Origin of the sequence: Wolbachia endosymbiont (group B) of Eupithecia inturbata (genome assembly GCF_964030915.1) — a bacterium.
Taxonomy (GTDB): domain Bacteria; phylum Pseudomonadota; class Alphaproteobacteria; order Rickettsiales; family Anaplasmataceae; genus Wolbachia.
The window spans coordinates 110,548-121,876 of record NZ_OZ034987.1 but is presented as its reverse complement, the minus strand read 5'-3'; the positions used below and the strand labels follow the sequence as shown (position 1 = coordinate 121,876).

Here is an 11,329-nt window from a genome sequence, read left to right as displayed (position 1 = left end):
ACTGGGATGACATCCTTCCTAGTGGACTCAAATCACAATGTTCATACAGTTGTGGGCTTAACGGTATCTTTGCAGATACTATGGTAATTTACTCGGGAGATTTGCTAAGTGGTAAGATTTGTCCTGATATGCTACAATCTTCAGAAGCAAGTTCCACAAATTTGTCTGTCAGTTTATCAGGTGGCACCAATTCAGATATATCTTTTCCCGGAAATGCTTGCTTATACATTTCACTATCGATAGGCTCTTCCGAATACACGGCATTTATGCACAAATTCGTATGTTTTGTCTCAGATGCATATATCTTCACCATTGCTTCTAGTGCAACTTTACTTGCAGCATATGGCATCCAATATGGATAAGAGGAAGGAGAAAGTGTTATCTTTGAGGTCATGAATATCGCTCTTCCAGCATTAGACTTTTTTAGTATCGGACCCAAATTTTTTAGCAAGTACCAACTGGCAGTAAAATTTGTATTCATTACCTTCTGTAGATCTTCAAGCTCACAATCGTGAACAGGGCTCAACTTACATAAAATTTCAGTGCATGTAATCAGTATATCAAGTGTGCCAGATTCTGATAATTTTGGGCTTTCTATCATATTTGCCAGTTTTTCTACGTTTTCAAAGTCTAAAAGATCAAGCTGAATTAGTTTCACATAGCCTTCTTTAAGCTCTTCAATTTCATTATACAGTGGCTTGAGGTGATCGATAAACCTTGAAATCAGAATCACACATGCACCTTCTCTTACAAACCTTTTTGCAACAGCAGAGCCTATTCCACCTGAAGCCCCGGTAATTAAAGCTACTTTACCTTCTAACTTACCCATTTCTTTCTCCTTAGCAAGATCCATTGAAATATTTTAGCTGAAAATTAAATTTTGCTCCATATATAAAAATCAAACTTAGCACATAAAAAAATAGTAACGATACTACCACACCACCTAAACTTCCATATATCAAATTCAGTTGATCAAAGGAAGCTTTTAAATATTGCTTGAAAGCTGAAGCAGAGATCGTCCAAAGAATAACAGCCACACAAGATCCGGGAAATACGTCTGATAAGTTTTGCTTTATGTTTGGCAATGTGAAATATAGCCAAGATACTATAGTAAAAAGCACAAACTCAATAAGTAAATATCTAGTATAACTTAGCCCTTGGTAAGAAAAATCAATTAACATTGGCACTAATGTAAAAAATACTATAGTCAGAGTTGTAACAAGCGTAATTACTAAAAATTGTAATATACTAAGCACCCTTCTCCATATATAAGGCGATGAAACCGGAACTTTATAGGCCTTATTCAATATCGTTCTAAATCCTTCAATTGTCGATGAGGCAGTCCAAACAGCGCCTACAATTGCCAAGGTTAATAAGCTTTGCGGAGGGCCTGATATTATCTCCCTAATACGTGGCATCAAAGATGATAAAATATCCTGTGGCATGTTATCAATAATAAATGCCCAGCCGACATTGTATTGATCTAAGAAATTTGCGAACGTTGATGCCATGGCTATTAAAACAATAAGAAAAGGAAATATTGATAACAGGATTAAAAATGATAGATACCCTGCGTGCTCCACTCCATCATTATAAATTGTGTCAATTAAAGCACGATAAAGGCAATAAACGATACTATAAAATTTCTGTAGCACTTGTAATATAAATAAACTAAGAAAAGTATTCTAAATGAAATAAAGCATACTTTTAAGCAAAAAATCCTCACCGTTTACTTAAATTTAATCAAAATGATAGATAATCCAGCGTTAAATACGGAGGCATAATGAAAAATTTTCTTCTACTTGTAGCTTTAATTCTTTCCTTTGCATTTGATAATGTTTTTGCTGCTGCTGTTACTGATGATGCAACAACCAATACAATATGCAAAATAGTAGGCTATACTCACGGTATAGGTGGGCCTATGATTACAATAGTGATAATAGGTGCAGCTTTGCTTGCGATATTTGGCAGAATGCCGTGGCCGGCGCTCTTTGCACTCGGTGCATTTACTGCTGTGTTTTTTGGTGCACCTGTAGTTGTTTCAAAAATAGTACCAGGTGGTGTGATCTGTAAAGATGGTGCAACTGCTTGCCCTGATGGTAAAAGATGGGATGCAACAAAAAATACATGCGTATAATAAGCATTAAAGCTTCAAAACATTAGCAAATGGTGCTTCTTTAAGGAGCACCATCATTGCACGAACTTGTGACTTAAGCCACCATAAAGGTGTTATTCGAGTAGTCCCTCCCTTGTCATCCCAGTGCTTGACACTGGGATCCAGGAAATTTGATTAGATATTAAGTTTATGAGCATAGAAGCAGTTAATTTTATGTTAAAACACAACATTTTTGATGAGGCTGTATTAAGAGATGGATCCCAGCGTCAGCTACTTGAATGACACCATTTGCTACGCAATTTACTTTCAAAAATGAATGCTCGTACAGCTGTGTGTCAGCTACTTACATAACACCTCTCGAAAATTACTTTAGCTACAAATATTAAAAAATTTACCAAGCAAAAAAAAGCAAAAAAGTCCCCGTGTAACGAGTTTTAATAATTTAAATTGATAATGTGCTAACAAGCGTGATTTGGCTGAATGTAGAAAAAATTTAAAAAGCCGCTATAATTTTTATGTAATTTGCCAATAAATATTTGAGTTTTTTACTGATTTTTTGATTGAGCCTGCAGGTCAAAAATAAGGATAAATACTCTTATTATCATGACGTCCAGTACAATGTTGCAAATTAAAAATCTCTCCATCCTGTGCTGGTTCTTCTATTCTAAACGCCACTTCTACCTGGTCATAACCAATCTGAATTCGTTCTACTAATGCTTTAATGATGCCACGCTTAGTTTGCCAATCTAGCTGTTCCAAATTAGATTTTACACTGGAATAAAGACTCTTTATACTGTTGATGATAAGGTTCATTCCCTTCTCTATCGCTTTTTGATCAACTACCTTTTTCTTCTCTTCTTCTATACCTCTTAAGCGTTCCCTCATTCTTTTCATCGTCTGTTTAAATTCTTCCTCACTTATATATCCTTTATCTCCTACATTTTCTTGACTATAATAGTCTTCCATTAACTTTTCGATGCCTTGTTTTATTTGATTTTCTCTTCTTGCAAGCTTCTTATCTGATGATTCATCATTTTTATTTTCTGCAATTCTACGGTGATACTCATTTTTTATTATCTCTGGGTTTTTTAGTAAATTTTTCACCTTTTCCCATATAGCTGTTTCTAACATATCTGTACGGACCAATTTATTAGTACACTTCTCCCTACCATCAGTAATACGTATAGTACTACTACAGCGATAATAGCTAAACTTTTTTCCCTCAACTCCACATTGTGCACCACTATACGCATATCCACAGTTTTGACACACAACTAGACCTTGTAATAGGTATTTCTTTTTTCCTCCCTCTCTCTGCATCCTTGCTCTTTTTCTATTTTCATCCAGTTGCTTTTGTACTTTATTAAATCACCCTTCATCAACTATTTTTGGTACTGGTATATAAATCCAGCTGTCCTCATCTGTGCGACAGATAGAAATCTTTTGTTTATTTCTTTCTCTTTTTTCAACCCTCTTTAATTTACCAAACGCTGCTTGTCCTTTATATGCTGGATTTCTTAACACCTTCCAAATTATTATTGGACACCACACCTTCTTTCCAGTTCTTGTTCTAATTGACTTATCTCTTAGTCTACGTATCACTTCCCTTATACTTATTCTCTCTTGCCCTACCCACATGAATATCTGCTTTACTATTTTTGCTTCCTCTTCATTTATTTCAAACTTTGTCTTTTCTCTATCTACATGCTTTATACGATTATAACCAAAAGGTGCAATGCCAATTACACTTACACAGCCTTTTTTTGCTCTATGGAGTTTTCCCCTACGACTACGTTCCATAATCTTTGTACACTCATATTCTGCCACTAATCCTTGCATTCCCAATAACAATTTAGACTCTGGATTATTTTCAGTCTTATGATTTAAGAATATTACTTCTACTCCTGCTTTTTCAAATTCATCAAGTAGTATCATTTGATGTGCAGATTTTCTTGATAGTCGGTCAGGTGAATGAATATAAATTTTATCAATTTGATCTTCTCCTACTTTATCACGTAATGCATCTAAACCTTCACGTTCTAAACTCCACCCACTAAGCCCATCATCCTTAAATTCATACTCATTCAATAACTCATGCTTATCTGCAGCAATTCTATGCTTGAGCTCGGCAATTTGACTCTCTATTGTATTGTTCTGCGCTTGACTCTTCGATGAAACTCTTGCATATAAGGCCACTGTTATCATTTTTCTTTATCTCCTTTTCATTGTTTCTTTTTACCGCATACCTTAGTAACAGCTCATAGGCGTCTGCTAGATGTTGTTCCGCTAATTCATCTGGCTCGTATCGGCAAGTTAATGTTCTTTTTCTCATAGTTTCTCCTGCAAATGTTTTTGTAGTGCAAGGAGCCTTACCACTCCTTTTTTCCATCAATCCATTTACTCTTATGAAAAAGACCAACTTTTATCAGCTACAGCCTTCAAATTTGGTCTAGCCCTTCCTTTACCAACTGCTGTTGCGCTTTCTGATACGACTCTTATTTTTTTAACAAACTTTCCATTTTCTCTGTTTCTTTCTTTAATACCTCGGCTATTTCTTTGCTATTTTTCGCATAATCCATCGCTGTCATTCCAAATTCATCCTCTTGTTCTATTTCTCCTCCAGCTTTTACCAGCTCCTCCACTATTTCTTTTTCACCTACCATGCACGCAAGGTGTAGAGGTATGCATTTATTTCCATATTCCTCAGCATTTACGTCTGCTCCTGATTTTATCAATTCCCTCACGATTTCTAGACGTTTCTCCGTTACCGCTAGGTGCAGTGCTGTGTATCCTTTCACATCTGCTGCATTCACATTCACTCCTTTTTCAACTAATAACTTCACTGTTTTTGCGTCTACTGCATAATGCAGAGCTGTTCTGTCTCTTGCATAAATACTTTTAAATGAGTTCTCTAATAATTCTTTTGCTGATTTATTAAATTTGCCAAGCTTTAACATAATCCACCTCACCTTTTCTTTAAATTTAAATCCCTCTTTTAAACCTTCCTTTTCGCTACCTCATCTATCATTTCGTTCACTTGGCTCATTATCTTGCTTGCTAAATTTTTACATTCTTCCTTTATTAGCGATTTGTCTCTCTTCCTTATTTCTCCTATCTCTATTATTTTTAGCTCCGGCATATAGCTCCCATTCAACATGTCTGCTATTTCTCCCACTAGCCCCTCTATTCCATAGCACGTCAGTTCTCTACTTTTTGTTACTCCTCCTTTTTCTCTCAGAAATTTACTCGCCTTTTCACTTTCTTTGCTATCACACAGAGAATACTTTTCACTTTCCCAGATGTAATACATTGGTGTTGCACCATATTTATTCAGTTGATTAACTTCAGCTCCCGCTTTTACTAGCTCTTTTATTATTTCAACTCCTGCTCCTCCTATTTTGCATGCAGAGTGCAATGGCGTACATCCACTGACATATTGAGTGGCATTTACTTCTGCTCCTTCCCTTAGCAGCACTTTTACATTTTCTAAGCTTTTTGCAAATACTGCACAGTGTAGTGGTGTATAACCATTTTTATCTCTTGCATTTACCTCTGCCCCTTTTTTTATTAATAACCTCACTGTTGTGTAATCGGAGATTTCTACTGCTTGATGCAAGATCGTCTCTCCTTCTTCATTTCTTTTATTAATGTTTTTAAACCCGTTACTTGATACTTCTTTAAAAAACTTACTCTTGCTAAAACTCATTTCATACCTCACAAAATTAGCTTTTCTAGCGCCAGACAAATTTCTTATATTTACCTGCTGCTATTCAAGTCATGTCCTTTTTAGCATGAGAAAGCAAGTCCTTTTCTTTTTATTTCATACACTTTTACCTATTATTAATATAATATATGAGGATCTAAATATAAGTGCTTAACTTATTAGAGATATTATTCGACTATCTTTCCAACTTCTGTGCAAATGTCGATGTTCGTGCCACTTCAGTACTCCCGGGTAAAATACTAAAATGTGCTTTTCTAATTCGTGTATTGAGTCTTTTTGCTCTGAATCTAAATCGTTTTTATAGTAAACGTTGTGTTCTGCTAAAACATATTTTCTGACCTTCTGATCTGTATAATTTTCTACTTTATAGTTGTGAGTAACGCTAAATCTTTCTAAAATTGGCTTGTGTTTTAAATTCCAATATTGCCCTGAAAGTTTATCGCTTCCCAATACAAATTTATTTCCTCTTTCTTCTACGCTACTAACTGGAAAGCACGTATTTATGTCTCCTAAATCCCAACTGTCTGATAATACTATCTGCGCTTTTGCAAATTTAATCGATGGTAATAAACTCTGTGGTAATGGATATAGTGCTTTTAAGTTGTACCACAAATGATTTCTTTCATAAATACCGTTATAATTCTTTGTGTGAGGCTCTGTTTCTCCAAGGATTGCTACATCTAGGCGATATATATCATTGCTTAAAGCTCGTTCATAATGATCGCGTAGATAGTTTTCTATAATCCTAATAACTGGACCACTAGACCTGAAAAAATTTACTCTTCCAAATGATAACACTGGTCCATCTTTTTCTATTTTTACCCCTGAATAATCAGAAAGAAGATCTCCAAATAAACTCTCATCCAATATAAATCTCTGCACATTATAATAATCGTTAAAAATCCTCATCAACCTCGATCTTACAGGCAGTGATAGTTTTGCCAGCTCTACTACTGCATCTACGAAGAAGTCATTTGGTACCTCTTTTATCCCTACTTGCAACTCAAAAAAGTGTTTACCGGGTGGTTCTTCGATGATTGTAATGTCTTCTATATTTGCCCACTTGAGTGCTATTTAAAGTGATTTAGGTGTTCCTCGCAGTCTTTGAAATTTTACTCCTTCTACTACTGCTTTTCTTCTATCTTTTACCCAGCGTAGTATTTCTTCTAAACCATATTCTTCTATTATCCACGGCAATGTTTCTTCTTCCAATCTAAATTTAAATCCTCTAATACAGCATTGATGAAAAAGGAACAACAAATTTATCGCTACTTGATACGAGAAAGAATGCCAATATTGCAGCAATAAATAGCATTAGTAATAGTCATAAAGATGGTCTTAAAGGTTTAGTAGAAGATTTTCGTGCTGTTAATAATGTACCATCTGGCTCATCAATTATTGGGGAAATAGAAACTCGTGATAACCAATTAAAAACATCCCTGATAAATGAGGTAAAAACTCGGGATGAACAGTTAAAAGTGTCTCTTATAAATGAAATAAGAAAGCGCAACATGGTTGAACCAGGGTCATTACCTTTCTTATTTGGTGTACTTGGCAGAAAAAATAATTATTTTGGCCACGGAACTTTTACGACAGAGCTTGGAAAGTGGAGTAGTGATATAACAAAAACTGACTATATGTTACAACTACTAGCAGGTAGCCATACGTACAATACAGATTACGTTAGTTTTTATCGGCCAAGACAACTAAGTTTTATAGAGGGAAGTAAAGGAACATTTATTTACGGAGAGTTATGCACAAAAAGTTTTTCGGGTAGTTATGATGAGATATACTATTACCCGTATGCTGCACTTGGAGTAGTATTTGTAAAAAATACAACCAATGTGAACATAAATAAGACAATGGAATTTGTTGGATCATCGTATTCGAGTACGGAGTATGGGGGAGCAGGATTATTTGTGGGAACACCAGATAATACCAATTCTAATAAATCAAGAATTTCAAGAATAATATGGAAAAATGTTTACCAATACACGAGTTCTGATAGCAAATTAGCTGGATCTGGTAATGTGGAGATTCCAGCAGGAAAAACAGTTGCAATATTACTTTACACATCATCTTACCTGTATTCCAGAACACAAGTTAGTCAAGGTATGCTTGCATCAAATTATGTACACAACTATGGTCAATTTATTCAGTGGGGGATTTATAACATACGTAGCAATTTTCTCACCACAGGGCTTGAGGTAGATGTGGAAAGGACGCTCAGGGGTTGGCAATGTCCAGGGTTAGAACGAACTGATCAAATATGGCAATGAGGAGGAATTTGTGACTATTTATATACGTTTTGAAAACCACAAGCAGATTGAAACAACAACACTTGAAAACAAGCCAACTGGAAATGATTGGTATGAAGCACCAAAGAATTTTGACTGGCAAAAAAGTTATTGTTTAAAAGAAGGAGAGAAAATTGTTGAAAGGAATAAGGAAGATATTGAGCTGGAGTTATTGGAAAATGCGAAACTTTCTGCACTTGATAGTGTGCGTTTTTATTTTAATAACTATACTAACGAATACGCTGGAAATTCTCACCAAAAAGCTAAATCGTATCAAATACAAGAAAAAGCCGCAAAAAGCATTCTAGCAGCACCAGAGTCTATAAGTAAAAAGGATACAGAAATTATAGAACCATTAGCAAAAGTCCGTGGTATTACAGTTATTGAAATGGCAAGAATAATTGAAGAAAAAGCAAAAAAAGCAGTAAAAGAAATAATTAAATGTGAAGAGTTGGAAGACATTACCAAGAAGAAAATTGCAGAAGCCAAAAGTAAAAATGAGCTAGAGAACTTACTAAACGATTTTAAACAAAAGATACAAAGAAATGGCTGAAGAATTTTTACACGGAGTAAATGTTATTGAGGTAACCTCAGGAGCAAAGACAGTACGTACAGCTAAATCATCAGTGATAGGTGTAATTGGTACTGCACCTGAAGCTGATGAGCAAAAGTTTCCGCTAAATAAACCAGTGTTAATTGCAGGAAGCTTAAAAGAAGCAGCAAGACTTGGAAAGAGTGGCAGTTTACCTTCTGCAACAAACGGAATATTTTCCCAGATTGGTGCAACAGTAGTAGTTATTCGAGTTAAAGAAAGTGAAAACAGCGATTCAAAGCTCAAAGAAAGTGAAACTATCCAAAATATAATTGGCGGTGTTGATAAAGAGACTGGAGAGTATCAAGGGATAGAGGCATTCCTCAGTAGTGAAAGCATAGTTCATATTGCTCCAAGAATATTAATTGCACCTCAGTTTACTCATCAGTTACCTGAAATAGATGGAGTAAATCCAGTAGTGAGTGCTTTAATTTCCATAGCAGAAAAATTAAGAGCAATTATTGTTGCAGATGGACCAAATACTAATGATGAAGAAGCAATAAAATGGAGAAAAAGTGTAGGCAGCTCAAGAGTTTACGTAGTTGACCCTTGGGTTAAGGTATTTATTGAAGGAAAAGAAGGAACCTTGCCAGCAAGCCCATTTGTAGCTGGTTTAATAGCAAAAGTAGATAGCGAACAAGGATTTTGGCACTCACCTTCAAATAAAGAGATAAATGGTATTGTTGGAACAAGCAGGCCTATTGATTTTACGCTCGGTAATACAAATTGTAGAGCAAACCATTTAAATGAAAATGAAGTAACAACGATAATTCATCAAAATGGCTATAGGCTTTGGGGAAATAGAACATGTTCAAACGATTCGAAATGGGCTTTTCTATCAGTAAGGCGCACTGCAGATTTAATTAACGATAGTTTACTTCGAGCTCATCTCTGGGCAGTTGATCGCAATATCACAAAAACTTATATAGATGATGTGATTGAGGGGGTGAATTCTTACCTTGCAAGTTTAAAAGCGCAAGGAGCAATTATCAGTGGAAAATGTTATGCAACTCCCGAACTCAATACACCGGCAAATATTGCAAGCGGAAAAGTGTCTTTTGATTGTGAGTTTACACCGCCATATCCAGCTGAGCAAATAATATTCAGATCCCATCTTGTAAATAATAGTGTAATAAGTTAGGAGAAAGCGAAGTGTTACCCAAAATACTGAGAAATTTTAACGTATTTGTAGATGGTCGTGGTTATGCAGGAAAAATAGATGAAATTACGCTACCAAAGCTTACCATAAAAACAGAAGAGTACCGTGCTGGTGGTATGGATATTCCAATAAATATTGACATGGGCATGGAAAAGCTTGAAGCAGATTTCACTTTTGCTGAATACGATACAGAGCTCTTTCGGCTATTTGGGTTGATAAATGGAAATTCGGTATCTTTGACGCTCAGAGGTGGAATGCAAGGTAGTGGAAGTAATGATATTGGAGCAGTAATAATCAATTTAAGAGGCATTTTTAAAGAATTTGATTTTGGTAACTGGAAACCTGCTGAGAAAGCAACGCTGAAATGTACTGTAGCTGCCCATTACTATAAACTTACTATAGGCGGTAATGAGCTGATAGAAATCGATGCTGAAAATATGATTAGAAAGATAAATGGCGTTGATCAAATGGCCTTGCTACAAACGATTCTAGGGATCTAATATGGTTGACAAAATTACATAAAAATGTTAAAATATAAGAAGTTGTAGGTATATAGTTAATATGGATTCTAAAGCTCATACAAATTCCATAGAGCAGCTAACTGGTTTACTTGTTAGTGTAGCACAATCTCAAGACAAGTCCGTTTTAAAGTTATTAACTGAATTAATGGAAGAAGAAATCGAAGATATGGAATTATCTAAGATTGCTGACGAACGCTATAAAGAAAAGAGGGTTAAACATCAAGATGCCTTCTGGGATTAAGCCTTACAATATAGACTATTCAGAATCTGTTATAAAGAAAGACATTCCGGCTCTTCCAGCAAAAGTAAAGTTAATGATTAAGAAGGCAATAATGGAGCGTCTAACAGTTGATCCAATTGGACTTGGAAAGCCATTAAAGCACAACTTAAGTGGGCAACGTAGTCTACGGGTGAGTACCTATCGTATACTTTATTATATAGATGTACCAGAACATACAGTAGTTATTACTTCAATTGAACACAGAAAAGATTCTTATCAAAGCTAATCCTATTTATAGCACCATACAAAGAAATTAGTTATGTAAAAGCCGATATAGACTTTTATTTAATTAACTTTTTAAGGAGGAACATGCAAGCTATAACACTTAATAACCCAATAACAGTTGATGGAATTTCTGTCTTAGAACTTACTGTTAGACGTCCAAAAGTTAGAGACTATCTTGCAATTGAACGCTTAAATGGTAGTGACCTTAGTAAAGAAGTAACTTTGACTGCCAATTTGACATCAGTTGCAAAAGAAGCAATTGAAGAGTTAGATATTGCTGATTATGTGAAAATTCAAGAGGTATTAAAGGATTTTTTTTCACCGATTATCCAAAAAACTTGAGATTAGAAGTATTAATGTTCAGCTCTGTTGTAGGAGGCGGGGTTGAACAAATACTTGATATGGAGATTAATGA

The 11,329-nt window shown here is 35.2% G+C and carries 14 protein-coding genes and 2 pseudogenes; 8 read left to right on the top strand and 8 right to left on the bottom strand.

From position 1 onward, the window contains the following. Nucleotides 1-88: 88 nt before the first annotated feature. The gene (locus ACQH21_RS00545; protein ID WP_007302308.1) at nucleotides 89-853 is read right to left on the bottom strand and encodes an SDR family oxidoreductase; all 765 of its coding nucleotides are present in this window, start codon (nucleotides 851-853) and stop codon (nucleotides 89-91) included. Next, nucleotides 840-1,655 carry a YihY/virulence factor BrkB family protein gene (locus ACQH21_RS00540; protein ID WP_007302309.1) on the bottom strand — a complete coding sequence of 272 codons (816 nt, stop codon included), beginning with the start codon at nucleotides 1,653-1,655 and terminating at the stop codon, nucleotides 840-842. The genes ACQH21_RS00545 and ACQH21_RS00540 overlap by 14 nt, the downstream gene beginning before the upstream one ends. A 128-nt stretch (nucleotides 1,656-1,783) precedes the next feature. On the opposite strand from ACQH21_RS00540, the gene ACQH21_RS00535 reads away from it, so the two are divergent. Further along, nucleotides 1,784-2,137: a TrbC/VirB2 family protein gene (locus ACQH21_RS00535; RefSeq protein WP_425384271.1), complete on the top strand. Its 354-nt coding sequence runs from the start codon at nucleotides 1,784-1,786 to the stop codon at nucleotides 2,135-2,137. Nucleotides 2,138-2,689: 552 nt separating this feature from the next. On the opposite strand, the gene ACQH21_RS00530 is transcribed toward ACQH21_RS00535, so the two are convergent. The 6 genes and pseudogenes from ACQH21_RS00530 to ACQH21_RS00505 all read right to left on the bottom strand — a co-directional run. After that, the gene (locus tag ACQH21_RS00530; RefSeq protein ID WP_425384270.1) at nucleotides 2,690-3,436 is read right to left on the bottom strand and encodes a zinc ribbon domain-containing protein; all 747 of its coding nucleotides are present in this window, start codon (nucleotides 3,434-3,436) and stop codon (nucleotides 2,690-2,692) included. A 48-nt stretch (nucleotides 3,437-3,484) separates the two neighbouring features. Then, entirely contained in the window at nucleotides 3,485-4,321 is an 837-nt protein-coding gene (locus ACQH21_RS00525; protein WP_425384078.1) for a recombinase family protein, read from the bottom strand. After that, complete coding sequence (locus ACQH21_RS00520) at nucleotides 4,230-4,535, bottom strand: hypothetical protein (RefSeq protein WP_264730491.1); 306 nt, start codon at nucleotides 4,533-4,535, stop codon at nucleotides 4,230-4,232. The genes ACQH21_RS00525 and ACQH21_RS00520 overlap by 92 nt, the downstream gene beginning before the upstream one ends. Before the next feature lie 76 nt (nucleotides 4,536-4,611). Next, nucleotides 4,612-5,073: an ankyrin repeat domain-containing protein gene (locus tag ACQH21_RS00515; RefSeq protein WP_425384079.1), complete on the bottom strand. Its 462-nt coding sequence runs from the start codon at nucleotides 5,071-5,073 to the stop codon at nucleotides 4,612-4,614. Between the two features lie 38 nt (nucleotides 5,074-5,111). Next, nucleotides 5,112-5,822, bottom strand: coding sequence for an ankyrin repeat domain-containing protein (locus ACQH21_RS00510; protein WP_425384080.1), 711 nt, complete (start codon nucleotides 5,820-5,822; stop codon nucleotides 5,112-5,114). Nucleotides 5,823-5,990: 168 nt separating this feature from the next. After that, nucleotides 5,991-7,076, bottom strand: a pseudogene (locus ACQH21_RS00505) (phage tail protein); the annotation flags it as partial. 2 nt (nucleotides 7,077-7,078) lie between these two features. Between ACQH21_RS00505 and ACQH21_RS00500 the strand changes: the two are divergent. From ACQH21_RS00500 to ACQH21_RS00470, 7 genes and pseudogenes are all read left to right on the top strand, one after another. Further along, a pseudogene (locus tag ACQH21_RS00500) lies at nucleotides 7,079-8,119 on the top strand (hypothetical protein); the annotation flags it as partial. A gap of 10 nt (nucleotides 8,120-8,129) precedes the next feature. Further along, complete coding sequence (locus tag ACQH21_RS00495) at nucleotides 8,130-8,690, top strand: hypothetical protein (RefSeq protein WP_425384269.1); 561 nt, start codon at nucleotides 8,130-8,132, stop codon at nucleotides 8,688-8,690. Next, nucleotides 8,683-9,870, top strand: a complete 1,188-nt coding sequence (locus tag ACQH21_RS00490; protein WP_425384268.1) for a phage tail sheath subtilisin-like domain-containing protein — start codon at nucleotides 8,683-8,685, stop codon at nucleotides 9,868-9,870. The genes ACQH21_RS00495 and ACQH21_RS00490 overlap by 8 nt, the downstream gene beginning before the upstream one ends. 11 nt (nucleotides 9,871-9,881) lie before the next feature. After that, nucleotides 9,882-10,388: a phage major tail tube protein gene (locus ACQH21_RS00485; RefSeq protein ID WP_253303050.1), complete on the top strand. Its 507-nt coding sequence runs from the start codon at nucleotides 9,882-9,884 to the stop codon at nucleotides 10,386-10,388. Nucleotides 10,389-10,449: 61 nt separating this feature from the next. After that, on the top strand, nucleotides 10,450-10,650 hold the full coding sequence (locus tag ACQH21_RS00480; protein WP_007303020.1) for a hypothetical protein: 201 nt from the start codon (nucleotides 10,450-10,452) through the stop codon (nucleotides 10,648-10,650). After that, the gene (locus ACQH21_RS00475; RefSeq protein WP_010082215.1) at nucleotides 10,634-10,915 is read left to right on the top strand and encodes a type II toxin-antitoxin system RelE family toxin; all 282 of its coding nucleotides are present in this window, start codon (nucleotides 10,634-10,636) and stop codon (nucleotides 10,913-10,915) included. The genes ACQH21_RS00480 and ACQH21_RS00475 overlap by 17 nt, the downstream gene beginning before the upstream one ends. Nucleotides 10,916-10,998: 83 nt before the next feature. Next, nucleotides 10,999-11,256 (top strand): phage tail assembly protein, encoded by a 258-nt coding sequence (locus ACQH21_RS00470; RefSeq protein ID WP_425384267.1) that lies wholly within the window; start codon nucleotides 10,999-11,001, stop codon nucleotides 11,254-11,256. Nucleotides 11,257-11,329: the final 73 nt, after the last annotated feature.